Raw genomic sequence first — 24,710 nt, forward strand, 5'->3', positions numbered from 1 at the left:
CGATCGGAGTGCCGCGATACGGATTTTTGAGCCCGAAACGGCCCCGTTCCTGGAACGGGGCCGTTTCGCATTTGCTTCTTTGCATCAGGAACCGTTGAAACGGTGCTCTTTGGGTATACTGGACGGGAAGGGAGGCGGGAGGATGATACGGCATGAAGGCGGACTGCCCGACATTTCTGGATGCGCGGTGGGGGTGGACCTGGGGGGACACAAGATCTTTGCCGCCCGTGTGGTGGACGGCGTGGTGGAGGAGTCCCTGGAGGAGGCGACGGCGCCGGGCAGGGCGCTGGAGGATGTGACGGACCAGATTAGGGATCTTTCGGATCGCCTTGCCCCGAGGAATGTTCCCGTGGGGGTAGGGGTCCCGAGCATGCTCGACCTGGAGCGGGAGCACGCACTCAAGCCGCCGAACTTTCCCGGGTGGGCTGGGGTCCCTCTGCGGCGTCTTCTGGCGGAGAAGCTCGAGCGCTTTGTCGTTCTGGAGAACGACGCCAACTGCTACGCTTTGGGCGAGGGGTGGGGCGGCGCGGCCCGGGGGCTTTCGGATTATGTGGTGTTCACGTTGGGGACGGGCATCGGCGGCGGCATCGTCCTGGGAGGACGCCTGTTTTTGGGAAGCAGCGGCATGGGGGGTGAGATCGGGCACATGGTGGTCGGTACCTTCGAGCAGTGTGGGTGCGGCGGTGTGGGGCACCTGGAGGCGGTGGGCGGCGCGGATCCCGGAGAGCGCCACGCCAGGGAACTCGGCCTCGTTCCGGATCTCCGGATGCTCTGGGGCGAGAGGAACGGACGGGCAGCCCCCGTTTGGGAACGCCTGCTTGACTCCTATGCGCGGTCCGTCGCCTCGGTGGCGCACATCTTCGATCCCCAGGCGATCATCCTCGGCGGAGGGCTGAGCCGGGGCGAGGGATTCCTCGATGCACTGCGGCTCCGGGTGGAGCCCTATCTCGCACTGCCCTTCAAGGGGAAGGTGGAGCTGCGGGTGAGTGAGCTGGGGAGCCTCGCCGCGGCGGTGGGTGCGGCGGCCCAGGCTCTGTGGGTACGGGCGGAGAGAGGCGGCGCGGGGGCGTGAACGCGCCTCCGGAGAGTATGCTCCGTCAGGATGAGTGGATCAGGTCTCCCGTAACGGCGCCGGTGGCACGGCGCAGGTCCTCGGGCTCCAGGACGATCTGGCAGCCCCGGACTCCGGCGCTCACGGAAATGCGCCCGCCGAGGGGAAAGGCGGGAACGGTGCTCCAGCTTCCGGGGTCCGCATGGAACGCGCTTTCATCGAGAAAGTAGGGGTAGGTCTTCTTCATGCCCAGAGGGGAGACACCCCCGCGGATGTATCCCGTGAGGGGCTGCACTTCCTTGAGGGCTACCAGTTCCACCCGCTTGTTGCCGCTCAAGGCGGCGAGTTTCTTCAGATCCAGCTCCGCGCCGCCGGGAATGGACGCCACGAGCACACCCGTGCGGTCGCCTCTGGCCACGAGCGTCTTGAAGACCCGCTCCAGCGGCATGCCCACCTTGGAGGCGACGTTCTCGGCGCTCACGTCCTCTTCGTCCACGGGATATTCCATCAGTTCGTAGGGTATACCCAGCTTGTCCAGAAGCCGCACGGCGTTCGTCTTTTTCATGGGATTCCTCCGGAAACGATCAATGGCACGCGATGTGCCGTGTCACTTGCCCAGAACCGTCATTCCCGTCGCTGTCGCGGCGGCGGGGAGCGTCGGTGTTTCCTCCAGCCCGGGAAGATCCGCCAAGTGCCGCAGGGAGGGATCGAGGTGCAGGGCGGTGCGACGGGCTTCCTCGCCCAGGGGGGCGAAGCCGAGCATGTCGTAGATGCGCGCCAGCTCCCAATGGGCCTGGCTGTAGTTCGGATTGATGCGAACGGCCTCGCACATGCTTTCCGCCGCGTCGTTCCACCGGTGCAACCCCATGAGGGCCCGTCCCCGCTGGTAGTGGAATTCCGGATAGGCGACGAAGGAGGGGTGTTTGGAGAGAATCTCCTCGAAGCATCCCAGGGCGTTGTCCCACCTTCCCAGGGCGTTGCAGGCGGTGCCGAGGATGTACCGGGCGATGGAGTAGTCCGGACGAAGGGCCAGTGCTCGCTCCAGGGCTTCCGCGGCTTGTTCGTGACGCTCCAGCCCTTCGAGCGCGAGCCCGAGTTCCGCCCAGGCTGCGGCGAAACCCGCGTCGGCTTCCACTGCTCGGCGAAAGGCCGCGACGGCGTCGTCGATGCGCCGACGCCGCAGGAGGTCGATGCCCTCGCTGTAGGCCTGGCGTGCCGTCATGTGCTGCGCGGGAGAAGTGGAGGAAGAAGGACTCTGTGCCCAAGAGATGCGGCAAAGAGGATCGGTCAATGCTAGAATGGCGAAGACGAGAACGCATCGCTGCCACATCGGACAGGAAATGCCGTTCCTTGTCCGTTCCGACGCGAGGCTGGCCGGTTTTCCCCAGTGCGAGGGAAGAGACGTTTCCATGGAAAAGAAGCCCCTTTCGTCTCGTATGGATCTGTGCGACAACATGTGATACAAAACCCGGAAAAGCGTGATATCGTGATGCGGGTCACGGCGTTGAAGGCCGACGACAGATTCTTCTTTGGGATGAAAGAAAAGTCAATATGCCGGAAGTCCCTATCTGCCGCTGGAATGCGTCAGGAGCGAGGGATTTCCCGGGAGAAAACCCTTTGCCGTGAGGGCGGTGAAGGGTGGGAGAACATGCGGTGCGCGGAGAGGCCTGGATATGTTGGAGGACGCCGGAACACGGCAATAAGGAGGTGCGAGAGCGCATGGAGGCAAGCGGAAACGGCTGGACCAGGGAGACGCTGGCGGGCACCATCGATTCGACGTTGTTGCACCCGGGGGCCATGCCGGAGGATATTCGTCGGCTCTGTGAGGAGGCGATGGAGTATCACTTCGCGTCGGTCTGTGTCAACCCCTGCTACGTGGCGTTTGCGGCGGAGCATCTTTCCGGGAGCGATGTGGCGGTGTGCACGGTGGTCGGCTTCCCGCTGGGCGCGAACCTTTCCGACGTCAAGGCTCAGGAGGCGCTCTTCGCCCTCCGGGATGGCGCTCGGGAACTCGATATGGTGCTCAACGTGGGACTTCTCAAGGCGGGTGACCTCTCCGGCGTGGAGGAGGACATCCGGGCCGTCACGGAATGCGCCCGGGGAGAGGGAGCGCTTGTGAAGGTGATCATCGAGGCCTGTCTTCTCGACGACGGTGAGAAGGTGGCCGCCTGTGGCGCGGTGGAACGGGCCGGAGCGCTGTTCGTGAAGACCTCAACGGGGTTCGGCAAGGGCGGCGCCACGGTGGAGGATGTGCGGCTCCTGCGGCGCACGGTGGGCAACCGCATGGGGGTGAAGGCGTCGGGGGGCATCCGTATCCTGGAGGATGCCCTCCGGATGCTCGACGCGGGGGCGAGCCGCCTTGGAACGTCTTCCGGGGCTGCCATCATCGAGGCGCTTCCACGGAGGGGACATCTTTCGGCCTGACCGTCGGGAGGGATTCGGCAGGAAGCGCGCTGCGGAGAAGAAGGCTTTGGATCTCGCCCGACGTTGACGGACGGATGCGGGGCGAGCTCCGAAAGCGCGCTTCCCCGGTGGAAACGTCGCAGAGACGGTCACTCCCGGTGCGGAAGCGCAACGGAGCATGGGAGAGCATCGAGAAGCTGACTCTTTGTCTTGCATGTTCGCCGTTGAGGCGGTAGCATCGTGGCAAGCGGTATGGAACGAACCGGTGGGCGGCTTCGGAGAGCGGGAGCTTTTTCCCGCCCCGGAGCGATGGCGACGGAAGAACGAAAGGACGATGGAAAGTCATGCAAATGCACATCTGCGGTAACGGAAAAGGAACAGAAGCGGGAGGGCGTTTCTTCCGGAGGATGGGCGGTATCGTCGCTGTTCTGGGTATGTTCGTTCTTGCGGTGTCGGTCGCCCTCGCGCCGGGAGTCGCCTCGGCGGAAGTCTCCATCGCCATGATCACCGACGTGGGGGGCGTGAACGACCAGTCGTTCAACCAGTCCGCCTGGGAGGGATTGCAGCGGGCGGAGAAGGAGTTGGACGTGAAGGTCGCCTACATCGAATCGAAGCAGGACGCGGACTACGGGCCGAACCTGGAGACACTCCTCGACGCGGGAACGGATCTGATCTGGGGAATCGGCTTCAAGATGGCCGACGTGGTGCTGGACGCGGCGAAGCAGAATCCCGACCAGAAGTACGCCATCATCGACTTCGCCTGGGACGAGACGCCGAAGAACCTCGTCGGTGTGGTTTTCAAGGCGGAGCAGGCGTCCTTCCTGGTGGGGTACATCGCTGGTAAGATGACGAAGACCGGCAAGGTCGGCTTTGTGGGAGGCATGTCCTTCCCGGTGATTTGGGGCTTCGAATACGGCTACCGGGCCGGGGTGATGCAGGCGAACAAAAACGTGGAGGTACTCGGTCAGTACGCGGAGTCCTTCACCGACGCGGCGAAGGGCAAGAGCATCGCCAACAGCATGTATCAGCAGGGGGCGGACATCGTGTTTCATGCCGCCGGCGGCGCGGGTGACGGCGTCATCGAGGCGGCGAGAGAACAGGGCAAGTGGGCCATCGGCGTGGACCGCGACCAGAACTATCTCGCGCCGGACAATGTGCTCACCAGCGCCATGAAGCGGGTGGACAACGCGATCTTCAACGTGGCGAAGGATCTCGTCGAGGGGAAATGGCAGGGAGGAAGCACCATCTCCTACGGTCTCGCCGAGGGCGGCGTGGACATCGCCCCCACCACGTCGAAGCACGTGGACGCGGCGCTTCTGGCCGATGTGGAGGCACTCAAGGCGCGCATCATCGCCGGAGAGATCGTGGTGCCTTTCTCCAAGGAGACCTTCGCGACCTTCGAAGTGAAGTAGGAAGCACACCTCGGAAGAAGCGTCTTTTCTTCCTTTCGTCGCAAAAGGGCGGCCCTGCACAGGCCGCCCTTTTGCGACAGGAGAAACGGATGTGTGCGGTGTGCCGCATGTCGAAGGAGGTTGCCTCGTGGCCGGTTCCGGAAGGGGAGCGGATCTGAGGGAGAGAATGGGACGCACGTCCGGCGGGCCTGGCCCGGCGCATGGTGGGACCGCGGCGGAGATGGTGGAGATGCGGCGCATCACCAAACGCTTCGGATCCTTCACCGCCAACGACGCCATCGATCTTGCGGTGCGCCGCGGAGAGGTGCATGCTCTTCTGGGGGAGAACGGTGCGGGCAAGACCACCCTCGTGAATCAGCTCTACGGCCTGTACCAGCCCACGTCCGGAGAGATCCGCATCCGGGGCGAGCTGGTCCGCATGACCGATCCGAACGTGGCCATCTCCAGGGGGATCGGCATGGTACACCAGCACTTCATGCTCGTGAATCCCTTTTCGGTGGCGGAGAACATCGTGCTCGGAAGGGAGCCGGCGAAGGGATGTCTGGGCATTCTGGACATGCGGCGGGCCCGGGAGGAGGTGCGCCGCCTCTCGGAGCAATACGGTCTGGAGGTGGACCCGGAGGCGAAGATCGCGGACATCTCCGTGGGGATGCAGCAGCGCGTGGAGATTCTGAAGGCGCTCTACCGGGGCGCGGAACTTCTGATCCTCGACGAGCCCACGGCGGTGCTCACGCCCCAGGAGGTGCTCTTTCTCGGGGAGATCCTGCGCAATCTCACCGCCGAGGGACGGTCGGTGCTGTTGATTACCCACAAGCTCCGGGAGATCAAGGCCATGGCGGACCGCTGCACCATCATCCGCAGAGGCAAGCGGATCGATACGGTGGAGGTGGCCGCCGTGTCGGAGGGTGATCTGGCGGAGAAGATGGTGGGGCGTCCTGTGAGCTTCGCGGTGGCGAAGGGACCGTTCCGGCCCGGGGAGATCGTCCTTGCCGTGAAGGATCTTCGGGTGCGGTGCAACCGGGGACTTCCGCGCCTGAAAGGGCTCTCCCTGGAGGTGCGGGCCGGGGAGATCCTCGGGCTCGCCGGCGTGGACGGCAACGGCCAGAGCGAGCTGGTGGAGGCCCTGACGGGATTGCGGCGCGTCGAGTCGGGAGGAGTGTTCTTCCGGGGGGAGGAGATCACGAACCGTTCTCCCCGGGAGATCCTGGACAGGGGGATCGCCACGATTCCGGAGGACCGGCAGCGCCGTGGGCTCGTGGCGGACTTCTCCGTGGCGGAGAACCTGGTGCTCGAACGGGTGCGCCGGAAACCTTTCTCGAAGCGGGGCATTCTGGACCGAAAAGCCATTCGGGCCTTCGCGGAGGAGTTGATCCGGCGTTTCGACGTGCGGCCTCCTGCGGCGGAGCACCCGGCGAAAGCGCTCTCCGGGGGGAACCAGCAGAAGGTGATCATCGCCCGGGAAGTGTCGTCCGATCCGGAGCTGCTCATCGCTGCCCAGCCGACCCGGGGGCTCGACGTGGGAGCCATCGAATACGTGCACCGCGTGCTTACGGCGCAACGGGACCGGGGAAAGGCGGTGCTTTTGGTCTCTCTGGAGCTGGAGGAGATCCTCGCTCTGGCGGACCGCATTGCCGTGATCTGCGGAGGGCGCATCACGGGAGTGCTGGACCGGGACGAGGCGGAGGAGAGCACCCTGGGGCTCCTCATGGCGGGCGGGAGGAATGCGGATGCGTGCGCGTCCTGAATCCTCCCGGTATGGCCTGAAAGGTTCGGCTGTGCGAGAGGGTGTTCCGGAGGCCGCTTCGAAACGGCGACCGTCGCTTCTCCCGGCAATTGCCGGCGCCGAAGCGGAGTGGCGTGGCATGCTCGTGCGAGGGGAGGTGCGATGCGCATGGTGACGTCCCCGGGAAAGGAGCGCCGTCGGGTGTCGCCGCTGGTGGTGACGCTGCTCTCGGTGATGATGGGATTTGTCGTGGGAGGGCTCTTTCTCGCCGCCGCGGGGTACGATCCCTTCCGGGCCTTTTCGGTGGTCCTCAAGGGAATCTTTTCGAGGCCGAGCTACATGGCCTACACGGTCATCTACGCGACGCCGCTGATTCTCACGGGGCTCTCCGTGGCCTTCGCCTTCCGCACAGGGCTTTTCAACATCGGGGCGGAGGGGCAGTTCATCCTCGGTGCCCTGGCGGCGGCGCTCACGGGGGCCTTTGTGGAGCTGCCGCCGCTGGTGCACGCCGTTGTCGCCGCCGTGGCCGGAATGACCGCGGCGGCGCTCTGGGGCGCCCTCGCGGGATTCCTCAAGGCCCGCTGGGGCGTGAACGAGGTGATCGGCACGATCATGCTCAACTGGATCGCTCTTTACTCCAACAACTTTATGGTCACGCGCCCGGGGATCACCCGTGCCGCCGCCACCGCCACGGAGTTCGTCCGGGACTCGGCCCGCATCGAGTTTTTCCCCCTCTGGAAGACCGGCGAGGCAGGGCTTGCCTGGCGGGCGGCAAATCCCCTCTGGAGCGATGTGCTCCGAACGCCCTTCAACGCGGGCATTTTTCTGGCCCTTGGGCTGGCCTTTCTGTGTTGGTGGATCCTGAATCGGACGGTCCTCGGATACGAACTGCGCGCTGTTGGATTTAACCCCGCCTGCGCGGAGTACGGCGGAATCGACGTGAAACGGAACGTCGTCCGCTCCATGGCGATTGCGGGAGCCCTTGCGGGTGCCGCCGGGGCGTTTCACGTCCTGGGATGGACGAGGCAGGCGGCGGAACTCGCCGCCATGGAGGGCTTCGGCTTCGACGGCATCGCCGTGGCGCTCATCGGCAACAACACGCCTCTGGGGTGCGTCCTCAGCGGGTTGCTCTTCGGGGCTCTCAAGTACGGCGGCTCGAAACTGCAGTTCGCTCTGCGCGCTCCGACGGAAGTGGTGAACATCGTCATGGGGGCCATTGTCTTCTTCGTGGCCATGCCGCGGCTCGCTCCTCTCCTCGCGGAGCGGTGGAGGCGGAGGAAAGGCGGCGAAGGAGGGAGCGCTTCCGGCGGCCAGGAAAAGGAACGAAAAGAAAGCACGGACGACGCGATCTCGGAGGCGACGACAGACGTGGGGGCGACAGAAGCGGAGACGACGAGCACCGGAGAGGAGGAACGCGGGCATGTTTCTTGAGAGCGTCGCCTTCATCCTGGGAACGACCCTCATGTACGCCACGCCGCTTCTCTACGCGGCGCTCGGGGGCACCGTCTCGGAAAACGCGGGGGTGGTGAACATCGGCCTGGAGGGGATGATGACCTTCGGTGCCTTCGTGGGGGCCGCGGTGGGCTATTTCCTTCAGGACGCGTGGCTGGGTTTCGTCGCCGCGGGGGTCGCGGGGGGACTTTTGGCCCTGCTTCATGCCGTGGCCTGTGTGACCTTCAAGGCGAACCAGGTGGTCTCGGGCATCGCTCTGAACTTCATCGGCCCCGGCATCTCCTTGTTCTGCTCGCGGCTTCTCTTCGACGGGGCCACCCAGACGCTTGCCCTTCCGCTGGACGCCAAGATTTCACGCCCGCTGAACGGCGTTTTTCCCCAGAACGGCTTCTGGGACATGGTCCTCAATCAGTATGCCACGGTCTACGTGGGATTTTTCCTGGCGGGAGTGCTCTGGTTCGTGCTCTATCGCACCCGTCTTGGGCTGCGGCTCCGCGCCGTGGGGGAGCATCCGAGGGCGGCGGACACCCTGGGTATCGACGTGGACCGCCTCAAGTACCTCGCGGTCGTCTCCGGCGGCGTGCTGGCGGGATTCGGCGGGGCCGCCATGAGCGTCGCCGTGGTCTCCCGCTTCAGCGCCACCCTCATCTGCGGACAGGGATTCATCGCGTTGGCGGCGATGATCTTCGGCAAATGGAAACCCCAGGGAGCGGCGGCGGCGTGTCTGCTCTTCGGCGCGGCCCAGGGACTGGTAGTCTTCATGGGACGGGCGGACATGCAGCGTCTCTTGCCCGTCCCCTCCCAGCTCCTGGCCATGATTCCCTTCATCCTCACCCTTGCGATCCTCGTGGGGTTTGTGGGCAAGGCGGTAGCCCCCGCCGCGGATGGCATTCCCTACGAGAAGGACGCCGCCTGAGGCGGGGGTGCGCAGCCGGATTCGTTCAGCGCTCTTCCTGTGGTCCCGAAAGACGGCGGTCGATCTCCCGGATCAGTTCCTCCCGGGTGGGAACGAGGTTGTCGAAGACGATTTCGTTGTTGATGAGCAGCGTGGGGAGGGTGGAGACCCCCAGTTTCTGGGTGCGGCGGATTCCCGCGAGGCTCTTGATGAGCGTCTCCCGCCAGAGAAGCCGCTTTCCGTAGTGTTTTTCCACGCTCCGCACGGCCTCGCACATGTACTGGCAGGGAGCGCACCCCTCGGAATCGAGGGTGACGATCTCGATGAAAACTCTTCCGGGGACGATCTCCACCGGCTGTAGCTCCTCTCCGCTCTCGTCCGCGGCGCTCAGGGCCTGTTCGAGGGAGACGAATCCCGCCGTTTCCTGGGGGAGTTCGCCGAAGCGGACGAACCGTCCCACCGCCTCCAGATTGTACAGGGGCGTGTGAAAGGGAAGGTCGCAGCCGGGGGAGAGAATGTAGCCTTCCTTGCCGCCGATGTCGAGCCGCGTCGCCGCATCCCGGGCGCATTCGAGGGGCGAGCCGAAGAGCAGCGTCGTGGTGAGGGGCATGTTTCCCTCGAAGCTCACGTGGTGCTTTTTCGCCAGGTTCCGCACCAGCGCCAGGTCAACCTGTTCATCGAAGGCGACGGCATGGGGACCGCACTGCATCATGAGTTCGATGTTCTTTGTCGCGTCGCCGCAACAGAAGAGCGAGGCGATGCCGCCTTTCTCCCGGATGGTGGCGATAACCGGCTCCAGGCAGGGGGCGACGAACTTCCGGAAGTGGCGGGGAGAGATCTGGCTCGTCATGGGGTCCACGATGGCCACCACGGGTGATCCCGTCTCGAGATACCACGCTGCGAGGCGGCAGGATGTGTCGCTGCAGAAGCGGAGGACTTCCTGGGCGTACTCGGGGTTTTCGATGAGATCCGTGAGAAAGGACTGTCCCGCCAGATGGAGCGCCAGCGTGAAGGGACCGCAGAGAAGGGAGAAGACCGCGAGCTGGTCTCCGATGGTGCGGACGAGTTCCCGGGTTGCCTCAAGACACAGGGGAATACGTCCCTGGTCCTTGGCGAGGGCGGGCAGGTCCGCCAGGGCCTTCCCCTCCTCCAGGATGTGGGAGGCCACGGCGGGAGGATTGTTCGGAGACCACTTGAGGCGGCATCCCAGCACTTCCGCCTCCACCTGGAGATCGAAGACGGAGCAGACGCCGTCGGCGAGGGTGCGCTCCGCCGCAAGGGTCACTCCCCGAACGATGGAGGAGGCGTCTTGAAGATAGGTCGTCGCGTCCTGTTCGAGAAGCCGAGCCGAATGGACCCCCGTGAAAGGGACCCAGGGGGTGCGTTCCACCGGTTCGAAGTGCAATGCCCGCAACACGAGTTCTTTTCCCGTCGTCATCATGTCTTCTCCTCTCTGGTGTTGTCACAGGGTTCCTCCGGTTCGGATGTTTCACCCTCCACCTGGCGCCAAAGGCAGGTTTCGTAGCGTGCGCATCTCCGGCAGAGCGTGGCGGGATGTTTTTTGCCCGCGAAGTCCCCCACGCCGAGGAGGAACGACCCCGACATGAGGGGGCGGAGCATGGCTCCCTCGGTAATGGTGATGCCCAGGCGGTCGCCCCCCGCGAGACGGAGCAGCGCCTCTTGTCCTTCCACGGACCACCCCGGCGCCGAGCCAGGGAGGATGGTTGGAGAGAGAGTGCGGCCCTCTCCGGCGGCGCGGTCCTTGGCGAGGCGCCGCAGCGCTGCGGCGACGCTCTCCAGGGCGAGCACTCCCGCGGCGTCGAGAAAGTAGGCCCGGAGGAGATCGCCCTCGGCCTGGAAGGCGGCGAGCCGCCTCTCCAGTTCCGGCCCGATGGTGGTGACGGCGGCGAAGACATAGGCCGCTCCGTCAAGATAGGTGGCGCTCTCCCCGAGAACGAGGGAGAGGCGGGGTGCCCCGTCGTTGTCCGCAGATTCTTCCGTCCGTTCCGGAAAGGGAGGTTCTCCGCATTTCGGAGGAGCGGCATCGCTTTTGTCGTCGCGGAGGTCCGCAAGGGGGCGCGCACAGAGCGTCACCGTTCCCGTGTCGTTTGCCACGTCCTCCAGGGCGTAGCGCTCCCAGGCTGCGGCAGGAGCGGCGCAGGTGAGAGCGAGGGCGCGCATCTCCTCCGCGAGCGGGCGGAACTTCTCCTGTCGCTCCGGAGAGAACCGTCGGAGGCTTCCGGAAGAGGGCTCTCCGGCTCCTGAGAACGATGCGCCGCGTGATGCGTTGCGCGCTCCCCCGGCGATGCGGAGGATCGCCTCGGCGGTGAAGGTCAGGGGAATGTGCCGCAGAACCGGCATGAAAACGCCTCCTTTCCCGAAAAGAGGTGAGGACTTCTCCAAAAAACGAACGGGTCGCAGTCCCTCGCCGCGGTATCGCAGCGGAATTCAGGCGAGGGGGAGAAAGCGCACGAAGGTATCCTGGAAGCGGGGATGTCCCCCCAGGTCCACGTGGTCCGTCGCCGCGGCGAGGCGGCACGCCTCGTTCCAAAGAGGATCTCCGCCGAGGAGGACCAGGCGGCACCCCTCCCCCGCGCCGCCGCCGAGGGGCGTGATGCGCTCCGCCGTCTCGGGAGGAAGGAGTCCCGTGGCGACCAGGGATTCGGGCTTCAGGGAGCTGCCGAAGGCTCCCGCAGCGATGCACTCCTCCAGGTCGCTCCATGCGCCCCCCACTTTTTCCAGGAGCAGCTCCGCTCCGGCCCGGACAGCGCCCTTGGCGAGCTGAAACTCCCGGATGTCCTTTTGGGTGAGCCGCACTCCCTTCGCCAGCTCGATGCCCCGGTTGTTTCCGCCTGTGTCCCCGGAGAGAAGAGGGCGAAACTGGGGGGAAGCCTCACCGGGGGAAACGAGACGTCCGTCCGGCGCGACCAGATTCCAGCCCCGGAGCACCGCCAGGGCATCGAGAAGTCCCGAGCCGCAGAGTCCCGCAGGTGCTCCGCCGCCCGCGACGGTACAGCACCATCCCTCGTCGGTGCGTTCCACCCCGATGACGGCGCCTTCCGTGGCGGGCATGCCGCAGGAGATGTTGCCACCCTCGAAGGCCGGCCCCGCCGCGGTGGAGCAGGCGAGGAGGCGCTCTTCCCACTGGAGGACGATCTCCCCGTTCGTGCCGAGGTCCAGGAGGAGTCGCCGTCTTTTCGGAGGCAGGAGGGTTCGGGTCGCCAGGAGCAGCCCCGTCGTGTCGCCCCCCACGAAGCCGCCGACGAGGGGCAGAAAGCGCACCGACGCCCGGCCGAAGGCGTGGAGTCCGAGGTCCGCTCCGGGCAGTTCGGAGGAGATTTTCTCCGCCGGAAGAAAGGGAAGACGCGAGAGAAAGACCGGTCGGTAACCGTAGAGCAGAGCATGCATGGCGGAATTGCCGCAGCAGACGATCTCGCTCACTGCGGAGGGAGCGATTCCCGCGTCCCGGGCGGCCTGAAGCAGGAGGGTCTCCAGCGTTTCCGCGGCGAGGCGCTGGAGCCGGGAAAAAGGGGTGTCTTTTCCGGGGTCGTCCGGGTCGTGCGCCGTCGCGGCGGCGATGCGGGCGATGACGTCGCCGCCGAAGTGGCTCTGGAGGTTTCTTCCGGACCGGGTGGCCAGAAGCGCTCCGTCCCGAAGGCGAAAGAGGCGGCACGCCACGGTGGTGGTCCCCAGGTCGCAGGCGGCGCCGCAGAGCTCCTCACCGCCGGAGGTGAGCCAGGTCCGTCCCCGGCGGCGATGGACCGAGACGGCGAGATCTTTTCCGGGTGCCCAGGCCCGCAGGGCGTTCTGGAGCGCGCTGCGGCGCTCTGCGTCGGAGAGGGAAAATCCCGCATTGGCGAGCGTGCGGGCAAGCGCCGCACGGACGTCCTCCTCCTGTTCCGTCGCCTTCCAGGAGAGGGAAAGCGCCGTGGTGGCGCACTCCGCGAGAAGTCCTTCGGGAAGGGGAAGAAGGTCCGGGGAGTTTTTGTTCCGTTCCGCGATGGCGCTGCACAGGCGGGCGGGATGTCCGGAAAGATGCCCGGTGCTTTCCTCTGCGTGAAGAAAGACCGTGCAGTCCCCCTCCATCACGGTTCGGCAGGCGAGCCGGAGTTCGCCCGGGGCGTCTGAAGAGCCCGGGGGCTCTGTTTCGCCGAGGGTGTGTGTGACCGGAGGGTCTGGGTATGCGGCGGTTTCGCCGAGGGTGTGCGCGATCCGGGGGACCGGGGAGGGCGTCTCACCGGAATTCGCTTCTTCGACGGAAGGGGATGCGACAATGGCGGGGATGCCGGAGTCCTCTCCGAGAGACGCGGCGGAAGCGGTCTCCAGGGGCGAAAGGGCGCCCGCCGCACGAACCCGGCATTTGCCGCACCGCCCCTGCCCGCCGCAGGGCATTTCGAGGGAAAAGCCCGCACAGGCGAGGGCATTCCCGAGAAGTTGCGGTACGGCCACCTCCGCGACAAAGGTTTCCCCGGTCAGGCGAATCTCCAGACGTGCGATCCGTCCCTCTCCTTCGCTTCGTCCAGTCTTTGCTCCCGTGCTCGCGTCGTCAGAGCACATGATCCGTCACCTCCAGGCCGACGTCGGCGAAGAGCCGGGGAATTTCCCGGTGGTCCCTCCGGCGGCGGATGAAGACGGCACAGTTTCGCTCCCCCAGCCCCGGAGGAAGGGGGCCGTCATAGGGTTTCACGCTCCAGGTGCTTCCGGTCTGGTCGTAATGGAGAAGGCGTCCCGCCGAATCCCGGAGAAACCCCTTTCCCCGCACCAGGTCGGCGGGCAGGGACCGGAGAAGCCGCTCGAAACGCAGCGGGAGTTTTCCGGGTCCCTCGGGGAGCGGTGTTTTCTGTTCTGCGTCCGGCGCATCGCTGCCGGAGTGCTCTTTTTCGAAGAGGTCCTTTCCGGAGCGGACGGATCCCTCCGGTTCGGCGGCGTCGTTGTCGCCGCTCTCGTCGCTTTTCCAGTACACGGTTTGGGAGAAGAACTCCGAGGGGCCAAGGGAGCCCTCCGGGTCTTGGAGAATGCGGTCGAGAAGGATTTCGAGTTCCTCCTCCGAGGGAAGGGGCGGAAGCGCGTTGTCGTTCTCTCCGCCGTTTTTCGGCTCGTCCCGGAAGGGCAGGCGCTTTCCGGTGGCGTGCGGAGCCTCATCGGCAGCGGGGAAGAGGTCGTCCCAGGAAACGAGGTCGCAGCCGGGCGTCGCCGCGGCGAAGCTGGTGAAGCGGAGCGCCGCCGCGGGATTAAGTTTCCGAAGACGTTGCCCCAGGCGCTCCCGTTCGTTTGGGGAGAGGAGGTCGCATTTGTTGACCAGCAAAAGATGTGCGGTCAGGACCTGTTTGCTCACCAGGGGGAACAGGTCCTGCGTCTCCTCGAAGCGAGGGGCGTCCACGACACAAATGTTCCGCACCAGCCGGTAGAGAGGGGAGAGGATGGGCCGGGCGAAGTCCCGCTCTAGGTCGGTGGGGTCCGCGACACCGCTGGCCTCGACCAGGAGAAGGGTCGGTGCGCTGTGTCGCACGTCCGTGAGCAGCGTGCGCAAGAAATCCCCCTTGGCGCAGTAGCAGAAGATGGACCCCCGATTGATCTCCCAGAGGGGGACCTGCGCTCGTCCCTTCCGGAGCAGAGGGCCGTCGATGCTCACTTTGCCGAATTCGTTGACGAGCACGCCGCAGCGCAGAGGCCCCTCCCTTTCGGTTTTTCCGGGAAGGGTCTCAAGGAGGTGCCGCAGCACCGTAGTCTTGCCGCTACCGAGAAATCCCGTGAGGAGAAAAACGCTGCATGGTGCGGACATGGCCATTCCTCCCGCATGTTCTGTGCGGTTTCCGCCGGGCCGATCCTGCGCGGCGGGATGACGGGAACGCGGCGGTACCTCCGGACCGCGTTCCCGAAACGGCGTTTCCGAACACCATCATAGCGCCAAAGGGACTTTTTTTTGTGCACTCTAAAAACCGCCTCCGGTTTTTCCGGCCTTGGATTGTCAAGCCAAACGCAACGGAGGTGGAGCCAGCTCCCGATAGACCTCCGCCGGAATGCGCCTAGCGCGGCAGCAGAGGTTGCGCCAGCACTCCCGCGAACGAGGAGGATACCACCCGGCGCCGGATCGCCTCCGGGTCCGTACAGTACAGGCCCAGGCGCCGCATACGCTCGAAGTAGACCGAGCCGGAGAAGGTGAATTTCGTTCGCCGTCCCTCCTCGGTCTCCATCATGGCCGTTACGGATTCGATGTAGTCTCCTACGGTAAGGGAGGTGGGGAACGTGAGAAGCGGCATGTCTAGGGCTCTGCGGACGCTGTTGTGTCCCGCCAGTTCTCCCGTCACCACTGCCTCGGTGTGTCCCACCATGGCGCCTCCGCGCTCCCCCGCGCAGAAGAGATTGTCCACCTGTCCCCGGGCCTGCATGGCGACGGTGCAGCGGGCGAAGCCGAAGTAGCGCATGGAGTTTCCCTGTCCTCCCGCGATGGGGTCCTCGAAACGGGCGTTTTCGAACCCGGGAATTGTCCGGAGCAGGTCGAGGGGGTAGTAGGGGCTCATGAGCTTGGCGGGACCCGTGTCAAGCAGGACCACGTTCTCCGCGAATTCCTTCAGAGCGTACTGCTGGCAGGCCTTGAGGGAGAGTTTTTTCTCGCGTGTGTCCGGAGAGGCGGGAATGGGAACGATGCAGACGCCCCGTTCCTCCAGCTCCTTCCGGATCTCCGGAGCGAGGGAATCCTTCATCAGTTTGCAGGAGCCGCTCATCGCCCCGGGTGTGCCGTCTTCCCGGCAACCGTCCCACTCCTCCACGCCTGCTTTGGTGGTGAGGCTTACCCGGGGGAGGAAGGTGTGGCACCGCAGAATGCACATGGCGCAGCCGCTGCCGTAGCGGTTGCAGTTGGCGGGCGTGGCGGAGGTCCCCGTGGCGTCCACGAAGGCATCTCCTTCGATGGATTCGCCGCTCCGCAGGCGCACGGCGGAGATATGTTTCCGGGGGGCGGCGCTTCCGTCGCCGGACGTTTCCTCCATGCGGATGTCCGACACGGAGGCGCGGCAGCGCACGTTCACGCCGGCCTTCTCCAGCGCTCTCCGTATCTCCGGTTCCATGCGGTACACGTCGTAGAGACTTGCGTGGGCGTGTCCGGGGAACGCCACGTTCGTGTGGCGTGCGCAGGCATCCATGAGGAGGAAGACATCGCTTCCCAGGGCGGTCATCTCCTCCGCGGCGGTGAAGCGTCCGTTGTTGCGGAAGATCCCCCCCACCAGACCCGTTCCGAGGAGCATGTCCGTGCGCTCGCAGAGGGTTACCTCCGCTCCCGCTCTTGCCGCTGCCAAGGCGGCGGCACAGCCACCCCAGCCTCCACCGACGACGACGATGCGACCTGTTTTCATGATGTGCGAATCCCCTTTCGTGGAGTGTTGTGTCCCTCTCGCGTCGACCGGGCTGTTTGGGGCTGCGGACGTTGCCGCATCGGTTCGTCTTTTCGGGCGGCGTTGGCGAGGAACTCACTCATCAATTTTGATTTGTGTAGATCTTCATATAAAACGCAAATCTTGTCAAGTTTGAGGAGTGGAGGCTACAATGGATCGTGACAAACCGTGAAAAATGTCCGAAAAAACGTATTCCCCGTCGCTCGCAGGCATGCCTGCGGAAAAAGACTCCGGACCGGGTGCAGCTTCGACGCCGGGGATGGTGGAAGCCTGTCCGGAAGAGGAGGAGAGGGTCGTGAGAGGTTTGGAAAGAAATTCTCTCCGGGAACTCGGCCTTTCCGTGATCGCCGCGCACCGACGTCCCATCGGCGCGGCGGCCTTTGCGGAGCGCCTTGCCGCGGAAGGAGTGTCCATGAGTCCCGCCTCGGCGGGGCGTCTTCTGGCCGAACTGGAGGGAGAGGGCTTTCTGGAGCAGGAGAGCAACAAGGGGCGCGTTCTTTCCGAGCGTGGAAGGCTCCTGGTGCAGGAGCGACAGCAACGGGAGGGGCGCGAGGTGGCGGCGAGGCGCTTTCTGGACGAGCTTTCCTGCGATGCGCCGGAGAAGATCATCGAAGTGCTCGTGGCGAGGCGTGCCATCGAGCGGGAGACCTGCCGCCTCGCGGCGGAACGGGCGAAAGAGCAGGAGATGGAGGAAATCGCCACCTTCGCGGCCATCCTCGACACGTCACAGCATGTGTCGAGAGAGCATGTGGCGGTGGTGGACCGGAAATTCCACCAGGCCATCGCAAGGGCCGGAGGAAATCGCGTGCTCGCTGCGGCGCTGGACCTGATCTTCCGAGACAAGGATCTCCTCGCCATGACCATGTCCTTTCGGAAACGACGGGACGCGCTGCTCCAGGAGAACGGCCATCGGGCCATTGCCGAGGCCATCGCCCGCCGGGACCCGGATGAGGCGGAGAAGGCGCTGCTGCGCCACCTCGGCTACATCATCGGCGCGGTGGAGGCCCTTGCGGAGGAAAGAGGCGACGAAGACCGGGGTGCTTTTTCGGAGCACGAGGGCGATGTCGAGAAAATTCAACCGGTTTGCACTCTTGACAAAGAAGAGACCATTTCGTAAAGTATCATCATCATTGATGAGTGTTGTTGTGGTTTGCACAACTCTTTCTGAGGAGTTACAGGGGGCATCGTATGCAGCCCGGTGAGTTCAAACAAGAGATCATGCGCATCAACAATGCGGTGAACCAGGAGATGTTCGGCCTGGGACTCCGCTGGCAGAAGGTACATGTCATCGACGACAAGGTGCTCGTGCTGGCGAGCAACCAGAGGGTGAAGGCGCTGGCCACGCTCTTCGTCAAGGACCGCGGGGCGACGAAACTCATCGACAACGCACTGCTCGACGAGTACAAAAGTCGTATCCGTTCCGCCGTGGAAAAGGATCTGAAGATCCGCGTCACCGCCGTTCTGAAGGACTACGATCCGGATCTCGAACTGGCGTGCATGCTCATCGTCTTTGCGGAGCCCGTTCTGGATGTGATCGTGTCGTTGTAAGGGGCAGCAGGCAGAGGGAGATCCGACGAGGATAGCCTGACGACCGCTGGCCCGCCGTCGGGGGGGAAACCCTTCCGGCAGCGGTCCTGCGGTCTTTTTTTTGTCTGCCGAAATCGGGGAGGTGTTTCATTGTGGAGCGGTGCAGAATCGTGCGGGATGTCCTCGACGCGCTTCAGGTCATCACGGGGGGCCGTCTCGTGCGCGGCGCGGAGGACCTGTCCGGAAACAACCATTTCGTGGTGACCAAGACGTCGGACATTCCAGGCAAGGCGGTGACGGAGTTGCCAGGCCTGGTCTGGGGAAGCCCGGACCGGCCAGTGCGGAGGGTGGCGGTGCTCATGACGCTCACGGAGAACGCCATCGAGCTGGCTGCCGCCACGAACGCGGACTGTCTCGTGGCGCACCATCCCGTCGCGGACGGCGCCAACGCGGGGGGCGTGACCATCCGGAACTATTTCGACCTCTACGGCCTCTCCCTCATCGAGGTGCACGAGGTCTTTCACGGGCTGCATCCGGGGATTCCCTGGCTCCACGGGCATCGCCCCTTCCGGACGGAGATCGCCTACGGCGGCGTGCCGGGCAACGTGCTTTTCGTGGGGGATCCGTTGCCGGAGGTGCGGACTCTCGGCGATGTGGTGCAGCGCCTGGACCATCTCATGGGGGTGAACCTCTACTGCGAACTCGCCGACTACGAACGAACCCTCCGGCACTGCGACGACATGGGGGACGTTTGTTCCTGCGCGAAAGGACAGATTCTCCTCGGAACTCCCGAGACGTCCCTCGGAAAGGTTCTCCACATTTTTCCCCACACGGGATTTTCGCCGGAACACCTCCAGAAGGCCCGGGAGGAACACCCCGAGGTCAACACGGTGATCGCCTCCATCAGCCGGATTCTTCCCGGAAGCCCCCTGCTCGCCGTGGCGAGGGAGCTGGGACTGAACGTGGTGTGCGGCAATACCCACGCCATGGAGATCTACGAAAACGGACTTCCCCTGGCGGTGGCGCTGCAGGATCTGCTCCCCGACCTGGACATCCGCATCTTCCGGGAGCGGACCACCAGCATTCCCGTGTTCGGATTCGGCTCGGAGGAAATGCGGCGCTATGGAGAGCGCATGGCCCGGGAGCATCTGGAAAGACGGAACGCCGCGCCGGGGCGCTGACGTGCCGGCGGTAGACGGGGGTGGGCGGAATGCCCCTCTGCGAGGGAACGGTTTCGGGGGGTGAGAGGAAGAGCGTGCGACACGTCGGAGGCGGAGCGGAAGAGAGACGCCGAAAAGACGGCGAAAGCTTCGCGGACATCTCGATACCGCCGCGTCGGCGGACGGAGAAGGAACGCTTCGCGGAGAGGGCGCAGCGCGGAAGGAAAGGAGCATGACCGACATGCAGGAGGAGATCCGAAGCAAGAAAAACCTGGGCGGCATCGAGATACTGGGGCTCGCCCTCGTGGGCATCTCCCTGGTGCTCCTGGTGGTCAACCCCAAGAGCATTGCGGGGCTCTTCAACGCCATGGTGGACAAGACCATGCCCATCGTGGTGAAGGTCTACCTCACGGGAAGCGTGGGGACGGCAATTCTCTGCAGCGTGATGATGGGGCGCATTCTCGAACGTTGCGGCTTCACCGACGCACTCATGCATATTTTCGTTCCCCTGGCAAAGATTCTCGGCGTCAACGGCGCGGTGATCATTCCCTCGGTGTACAACATCCTGGGTGACATCAACGCGGCGGGACGCATCGCCGGACCCATCCTCGTCAAGGCCGGCGCGACGAAGGACGAGCAGAAGATCGCCATCGCCACCATGGTTCAATCTCAACAGTCTTTTTCCACGTTCATGTTCGGGCTCGTCGCGCTCACGGCCGTGGGTGTCAAGGCCTATCTCGTGGTGCTCATCGCGGTCTTCGCTCCTCTCGTGGTGGTCCCCTGGCTCCTGCGGCTCACCCTCTGGCGGAACACCAAATCTGTCCCCTTCGACGACCTGCCCCGGTTCACCCCCACGACGGATCCTCTGCAGACCATTTTCGGCGCGGCGAAGGAGGGGGCGTCGCTGCTCTTCCTCCTCATCATTCCCGCGGCGGCGGCGGTCTTTGCGCTCATCGGCGCCCTCGATTTCGTGGGAGCCTGGGCGTACATCGAAAAGGGGCTCACGGCGATGCTCACCTTCCTCAACATCGACCCCGCCACGGGGACCGTGGCTCTTCTCGCATCGCCCACGCTGGCCATGGCCCAGCTCAAGGACGTGGCGGCCACGCTCCCTCCGAATCTCGTCATCGGCTCTTTCGTGCTGAGCGCCTCGGGTTTCCCCTTCTCGGTCATCTTCGGCCAGATTCCCACCATCTGGTCCGAGTGCACGGACCTCACCGAGAAAGAGGCCATGGGGGCCGCCGTCCTCGGTGCGGTCATGCGCGTTATCACCGCGGGGGCTGTGGCGTCGCTGCTCACACCGCTGTTGGTGTAAGAACGGAGTCCTCGTTCCTCCGGCCTCACCAGCGCGCTCCGGTCTTTTCGGGGTGCGCTGGTGTGTTTTGGGGCGTTCGTCTGATGAAAAGGCATGGGACCGTTACGGCGATCCACGTTATTGTGCTTGTTGTTTTTCCGCAAGAGCACCGGGAAAAACGAATTCACCGCGCTGGAAGCGTCACGTTGCGTCCGGACTTGTTCGAAAGATGCAGCTTTTCGGGAGAGCGCGACCCGTTCGATGCGCCGCAGGGAGGTTTATAGATAGTCTGACTTTTCCGACTTTTGAAAATTTATATCGCCCCCTTGCGACATCCCGAAATCCCTGCTAGAATGCCTCGCGTAGTGCGGCGCTGTCTCTTCGGAGGCGTTCCGCACAGGGGGGAATGGTGGGGAATCGTCTAATTGGCAGGACACCTGACTCTGGATCAGGCAGTCGTGGTTCGAGTCCACGTTCCCCAGCCAGCACGGCAAACGGTCCCTTCGTCTAGAGGCCTAGGACGCCGGGTTCTCAGCCCGGTAACAGGGGTTCGAATCCCCTAGGGACTGCCAAATTTTCCTTGCTGCGAACCGAGAAACCGTTTCAGAAACGAGATAAGCCGGATTAGCTGTGATCGTCACAGACTTGTCCGGCTTTATTCGTATCTGGAAGTCAAGGCGCTTCAGGAACCGACACAGCGCTTCCGGTTCCGATTCCCGCACGAGTCCTTGAATGAACTCCGCCGCCTCTTCCCTGTCCTTCTGAAGAAGCCCTTCTTGGCGTTGTCTACCATTCCCCGAAGAATGGGTTTGGACAACACCCGGGAATAACGTTTGTCCTTCCTTGGAATGCTGAGCCCCCGGAGTTTCTGTTTCGTGGTGGAAACGCGGGCGTAGGCAAGCGCTTTGGTAAGACTCATTCCGGCACTCTCGCGTAGGCTTCTTGGAAGGTCTTCCCAATAAAGCATTAAAGCTTGCCAATTATTTCCGTGATGCAGATATATTCATATATATTATTGAATAAATAATACCAAATATTACAATAAATTTACCAATAACTGGAATTTGTTCAGTAGTAAAAATATTATAAAATACGAGTAAAATAATTGAAGCTATTTGATGAAATGTGTGTCCATCAATATTGTTTTTTTGAGTCATTGTAGCATGAATACTAGCAAAAAAGGATGTAAATAACATGCCATGTGCAATAAACAAATATAAATTTTCTGGTTCTCTGAAATAATTTATGGCAAATATCAATGTGCTCTCGTGTTCTAATGAAATAAGCGCTAAAAAATAAACAGATACCACGACAAATATATAAAATAAATTCCTCACTTCTTTAATTTTTAATAAATAAATTATTGAGGGTATTGTTTCGCAGAAAGACGTTGCAATGCTTTGAAGATTTGTTTGGAATAATCTTTTGCTTTTTATTTTTTTTGACATGGACGCACTCTCCTTTTATTGGCTAAAGCCCCAAATCCCTTGAAACCCTCGCGGCCTTTTCCAGTTCGATCTCCTCTTCCGGCCACAATATTTGTTGTTCAAACACTCCTTTCGGCAAAATTCATGCGTTCTCTGATCGTGTCGTCCGTTCTTCCCACCGCGATGGCGATGCTGTCCATGAGGAAGCGTTTGTCCCTTTCGGTCAGCTTGTCGCGGTTCTGTAGAATGCTGCGAAGGTGAAGCACTATGTCCGGATGCGTCGCCGCAACCCACCGAATGAACGTCTCGAAATCCATTGCGGAAAGAGATTGTTCTGTGGGCGTGGCGGTTTCGCCCGTTCCCTTTCCCCCCTGTTCCCTCGGGACTTCCCCGAAAAGCCAGTTTGCATCAACCCCGAACTTTTTCATTGCACGAGCGAGAACGGAAGTGGGAATATCCCTTCCTCCGTGCTCGTAATTCTGATACCCGCTCAAGGAGACCCCGAGTATCTCGGCCATTTCCTTTTGAGAGAGATCGTTCGCGATCCGAAGCTCTTTCAGTCTCTTCTCAACCGACATCTGTGGCATCACCTCCAAAAGACTCTCGTGCGTGATTTCCTCCTGGGAGAAAGTTTACATTGGAAATAAATTTAAAATATATAAAATTTTGATTTATAAAATCGCTGTTGCCTACAAGCAAGAGAATAATATCACATGAAGGGGCCAATGAGGAGCATTTGTACTCATGAATCATGCCAGGACAGAGCTGGTGAGGCGAGGTGGTCGTGTTCCATCTTCGGGAAACATACAGTTGAACGACGAACGACGCCCGAAAGGTGTTTCTCGAAAAGGTGCGGCATCCGGGGGAATGCGGCATTTCACCGCGCCGGTGCGGTGTTTCGGCGGAGAAATCCGGACCGGACGGTTTCGGGCTTTTTGGAAGAGGCTTCTGTGGTACAATCACTTCGTCGGGACACAATGTGGAGAGGGTGACCTGGGGTCACCCTCCCCTTTTGGTGTGTCCGAGTCAACCGTCGGGGGCATCCCGCGTTACGGATGGTGCCCGGCACGGAAGAGAAAACGACGAGGAACGATCGGGGCGGAGCAGGGCTCCCTTGCCGGAGCCGCATCGCCCTTCGGAACGTAGAGAAACGGACGAGAGCGGTGTTTTTTTCGAGAACCGCAGGACGAACACACCGGGAATACAGGAGGGTCTATGGGTAATGCACGCACGAGGCGGCGACGGCCTCGAAGAAAATCCGCCGCGGGAGAGGAACTGCGCTATTTCGCTCTGGGGGGTCTCGGGGAGATCGGCAAGAACATGCATGTCCTGGAGTACGGGGAGGATCTGCTCGTCATCGATGCGGGACTCAAGTTCCCCGACGAGGAGATGCTGGGCATCGATTTCGTGATTCCCGACATCACGTATCTGGAGAACAACAAGCACCGCATTCGGGGACTCATTCTCACCCACGGCCACGAGGACCACATCGGGGCGCTTCCCTTCGTGCTTCCCAAGTTGGAGTGTCCCGTGTACGGGACGAAACTGACCCTGGGCATGGTGGAGCACAAGCTGGAGGAGGCACTGCCCGCTTTCGACGCGGATCTTCGTGAGGTGAGGGCCGAGGATGAACTCGCGCTGGGATGTTTCACCGTGCGTTTCATCTCCGTGTGTCATTCCATTCCCGACGGCGTGGGACTCGCGGTGGAGACGCCCCTGGGAACGGTGGTGCACACGGGAGATTTCAAACTGGACCCCACCCCCATCGACGGAAGGCTCACCGACTACAACGCCTTTGCGGAACTGGGTAAAAAGGGTGTGCTCCTCCTGCTCTCGGACTCGACGAACGTGGAGCGCGCCGGATTCACGCCGTCGGAGCGGGTCGTGGGGAAGACCCTGGACAATATCTTCCGGCTCCACAAGACGCGGCGGATCATCATGGCTTCCTTCGCGAGCAATCTGCACCGGGTGCAGCAGTCAATCGACACGGCGATCCGCTTCAACAGGCGCATTGCACTGCTGGGGCGGAGCATGATCAACAACGTGGAACTGGCCCGGAAACTGGGATACATCACGGCTCCGGACGAGGTGTTCCTGCCGCTCCAGGAGGTGGACAGCCATCCCGCGAACCGTGTGGCGGTGCTCACCACGGGAAGCCAGGGCGAGCCCTTCTCGGGCCTGGTGCTCATGAGCAAGGGGGAACACCGTTTTCTCAACCTGGGCGCGAAGGACCTCGTGGTGGTGAACGCCACGCCCATTCCAGGCAACGAAAAGCTGGTGAGCAGCACTATTAACCGTCTTTTCGCCTGCGGCTGCGAGGTGATCTACGAACAGGACAAGGAAGTCCATGTCTCGGGACATGCCGCGCGGGAGGAGCTGAAGCTCGTGCTCAGCATGGTGCGTCCCAAGTACTTCGTGCCCGTGCACGGCGAGTTCCGGCACCAGGTGCGTCACGCCCAACTCGCGGAGGAGATGGGTGTCCTCGGCAAGAACGTGTTCGTCCTCCATGTGGGAGAGGTCCTCCGTATTGCTCCGGACAAGGCCCAGGTCCGGGATTCCGTTCCCTCCGGGTCGATTCTCGTGGACGGCATTGCGCTGGGGGAGATGGAGGGAAGTCTCCTCAAGGAACGCCGGGAACTTGCCGAGGAGGGAGTGCTCGCGGTCTCCCTGGTAGTGGATCGGGCCTTCCGCGTCAAGGCCGGCCCCACCGTGGAGAGCCAGGGATGCGTCCATTTCAGGGATGCCCGGGAGCTGTACCGGCAGATCGAGGGGGCGGTTCTCGCCGCGACGGAGGCTGCGGCGAAGAAGAAGGAACGCTCTCTCGAAGACGTCGCCCAGGGCATCCGGTCTCGCGTGCGGGGCGTCATGAAGGGCTATGCCCGCTCCGCACCGGTGGTGGTTCCTCTCGTGACCGTTCTGGAGGAATAGGCGTGCCCGCCGTGCGCGCCCGCGCCCGGGCGCGCACGTAGAGGTTT

The 24,710-nt window shown here is 63.0% G+C and carries 20 protein-coding genes and 2 tRNA genes; 13 read left to right on the forward strand and 9 right to left on the reverse strand.

Features of this window, described 5'->3' with window-relative positions:
- The first annotated feature begins 142 nt into the window (after window positions 1–142).
- A complete protein-coding gene (locus tag K349_RS18125) occupies window positions 143–1,072 on the forward strand; it encodes an ROK family protein (protein WP_051464351.1) in 930 nt (309 codons plus the stop codon).
- A gap of 25 nt (window positions 1,073–1,097) precedes the next feature.
- Here the strand turns inward: K349_RS18125 and ybaK are convergent, their stop codons facing one another.
- Both ybaK and K349_RS0110655 read right to left on the reverse strand, forming a co-directional pair.
- On the reverse strand, window positions 1,098–1,616 hold the full coding sequence (gene ybaK, locus K349_RS0110650; RefSeq protein WP_029165778.1) for a Cys-tRNA(Pro) deacylase: 519 nt from the start codon (window positions 1,614–1,616) through the stop codon (window positions 1,098–1,100).
- A 42-nt stretch (window positions 1,617–1,658) separates the two neighbouring features.
- Window positions 1,659–2,462, reverse strand: a complete 804-nt coding sequence (locus K349_RS0110655) for a tetratricopeptide repeat protein (protein WP_169731344.1) — start codon at window positions 2,460–2,462, stop codon at window positions 1,659–1,661.
- A 308-nt stretch (window positions 2,463–2,770) separates the two neighbouring features.
- Here K349_RS0110655 and deoC point away from each other — a divergent pair, with 308 nt between their 5' ends.
- The 5 genes from deoC (at window position 2,771) to K349_RS0110690 (ending at window position 8,957) form a co-directional block, all read left to right on the forward strand.
- A complete protein-coding gene (gene deoC / locus K349_RS0110665) occupies window positions 2,771–3,475 on the forward strand; it encodes a deoxyribose-phosphate aldolase (protein WP_029165781.1) in 705 nt (234 codons plus the stop codon).
- A 323-nt stretch (window positions 3,476–3,798) separates the two neighbouring features.
- On the forward strand, window positions 3,799–4,866 hold the full coding sequence (locus tag K349_RS0110670; protein WP_084460359.1) for a BMP family lipoprotein: 1,068 nt from the start codon (window positions 3,799–3,801) through the stop codon (window positions 4,864–4,866).
- A gap of 127 nt (window positions 4,867–4,993) precedes the next feature.
- Window positions 4,994–6,610, forward strand: coding sequence for an ABC transporter ATP-binding protein (locus tag K349_RS0110675; RefSeq protein WP_029165783.1), 1,617 nt, complete (start codon window positions 4,994–4,996; stop codon window positions 6,608–6,610).
- Between the two features lie 147 nt (window positions 6,611–6,757).
- Window positions 6,758–8,020 carry an ABC transporter permease gene (locus K349_RS0110685; RefSeq protein WP_029165784.1) on the forward strand — a complete coding sequence of 421 codons (1,263 nt, stop codon included), beginning with the start codon at window positions 6,758–6,760 and terminating at the stop codon, window positions 8,018–8,020.
- Complete coding sequence (locus K349_RS0110690; protein WP_029165785.1) at window positions 8,010–8,957, forward strand: ABC transporter permease; 948 nt, start codon at window positions 8,010–8,012, stop codon at window positions 8,955–8,957. Before K349_RS0110685 ends, K349_RS0110690 begins: the two co-directional genes overlap by 11 nt.
- A 25-nt stretch (window positions 8,958–8,982) precedes the next feature.
- Here K349_RS0110690 and K349_RS0110695 read toward each other — a convergent pair whose 3' ends face one another.
- From K349_RS0110695 to K349_RS0110715, 5 genes are all read right to left on the reverse strand, one after another.
- The gene (locus tag K349_RS0110695) at window positions 8,983–10,377 is read right to left on the reverse strand and encodes a uroporphyrinogen decarboxylase family protein (protein ID WP_084460361.1); all 1,395 of its coding nucleotides are present in this window, start codon (window positions 10,375–10,377) and stop codon (window positions 8,983–8,985) included.
- The gene (locus K349_RS0110700) at window positions 10,374–11,297 is read right to left on the reverse strand and encodes a hypothetical protein (protein WP_029165787.1); all 924 of its coding nucleotides are present in this window, start codon (window positions 11,295–11,297) and stop codon (window positions 10,374–10,376) included. The genes K349_RS0110695 and K349_RS0110700 overlap by 4 nt, the downstream gene beginning before the upstream one ends.
- A gap of 87 nt (window positions 11,298–11,384) precedes the next feature.
- On the reverse strand, window positions 11,385–13,493 hold the full coding sequence (locus tag K349_RS0110705) for an ASKHA domain-containing protein (protein ID WP_029165788.1): 2,109 nt from the start codon (window positions 13,491–13,493) through the stop codon (window positions 11,385–11,387).
- A complete protein-coding gene (locus K349_RS0110710; protein WP_029165789.1) occupies window positions 13,483–14,718 on the reverse strand; it encodes a CobW family GTP-binding protein in 1,236 nt (411 codons plus the stop codon). Before K349_RS0110710 ends, K349_RS0110705 begins: the two co-directional genes overlap by 11 nt.
- A 244-nt stretch (window positions 14,719–14,962) precedes the next feature.
- Complete coding sequence (locus tag K349_RS0110715) at window positions 14,963–16,288, reverse strand: FAD-dependent oxidoreductase (RefSeq protein WP_029165790.1); 1,326 nt, start codon at window positions 16,286–16,288, stop codon at window positions 14,963–14,965.
- A 334-nt stretch (window positions 16,289–16,622) separates the two neighbouring features.
- On the opposite strand from K349_RS0110715, the gene K349_RS0110720 reads away from it, so the two are divergent.
- The 6 genes from K349_RS0110720 (at window position 16,623) to K349_RS0110750 (ending at window position 20,880) form a co-directional block, all read left to right on the forward strand.
- Window positions 16,623–17,444: a FadR/GntR family transcriptional regulator gene (locus K349_RS0110720; RefSeq protein ID WP_169731345.1), complete on the forward strand. Its 822-nt coding sequence runs from the start codon at window positions 16,623–16,625 to the stop codon at window positions 17,442–17,444.
- A gap of 71 nt (window positions 17,445–17,515) precedes the next feature.
- Entirely contained in the window at window positions 17,516–17,875 is a 360-nt protein-coding gene (locus K349_RS0110725) for a Na-translocating system protein MpsC family protein (RefSeq protein ID WP_029165792.1), read from the forward strand.
- Between the two features lie 131 nt (window positions 17,876–18,006).
- Window positions 18,007–19,035 (forward strand): Nif3-like dinuclear metal center hexameric protein, encoded by a 1,029-nt coding sequence (locus K349_RS0110730; RefSeq protein ID WP_211240363.1) that lies wholly within the window; start codon window positions 18,007–18,009, stop codon window positions 19,033–19,035.
- A 211-nt stretch (window positions 19,036–19,246) separates the two neighbouring features.
- Complete coding sequence (locus K349_RS0110740) at window positions 19,247–20,329, forward strand: hypothetical protein (protein ID WP_029165795.1); 1,083 nt, start codon at window positions 19,247–19,249, stop codon at window positions 20,327–20,329.
- A 389-nt stretch (window positions 20,330–20,718) separates the two neighbouring features.
- A tRNA-Gln gene (locus K349_RS0110745) sits at window positions 20,719–20,793 on the forward strand.
- 11 nt (window positions 20,794–20,804) lie between these two features.
- A tRNA-Glu gene (locus tag K349_RS0110750) sits at window positions 20,805–20,880 on the forward strand.
- A 408-nt stretch (window positions 20,881–21,288) separates the two neighbouring features.
- Here the strand turns inward: K349_RS0110750 and K349_RS19205 are convergent.
- Both K349_RS19205 and K349_RS0110760 read right to left on the reverse strand, forming a co-directional pair.
- Window positions 21,289–21,756, reverse strand: a complete 468-nt coding sequence (locus K349_RS19205) for a hypothetical protein (protein WP_157367374.1) — start codon at window positions 21,754–21,756, stop codon at window positions 21,289–21,291.
- Between the two features lie 98 nt (window positions 21,757–21,854).
- Window positions 21,855–22,313, reverse strand: a complete 459-nt coding sequence (locus K349_RS0110760; protein WP_029165797.1) for a helix-turn-helix domain-containing protein — start codon at window positions 22,311–22,313, stop codon at window positions 21,855–21,857.
- Window positions 22,314–22,950: 637 nt separating this feature from the next.
- Between K349_RS0110760 and K349_RS0110765 the strand changes: the two genes are divergently transcribed.
- Entirely contained in the window at window positions 22,951–24,663 is a 1,713-nt protein-coding gene (locus K349_RS0110765; RefSeq protein WP_029165798.1) for a ribonuclease J, read from the forward strand.
- The last annotated feature ends 47 nt before the right edge of the window (window positions 24,664–24,710 follow it).

The sequence above is a fragment of the Aminiphilus circumscriptus DSM 16581 genome, from assembly GCF_000526375.1.
GTDB lineage: Bacteria > Synergistota > Synergistia > Synergistales > Aminiphilaceae > Aminiphilus > Aminiphilus circumscriptus.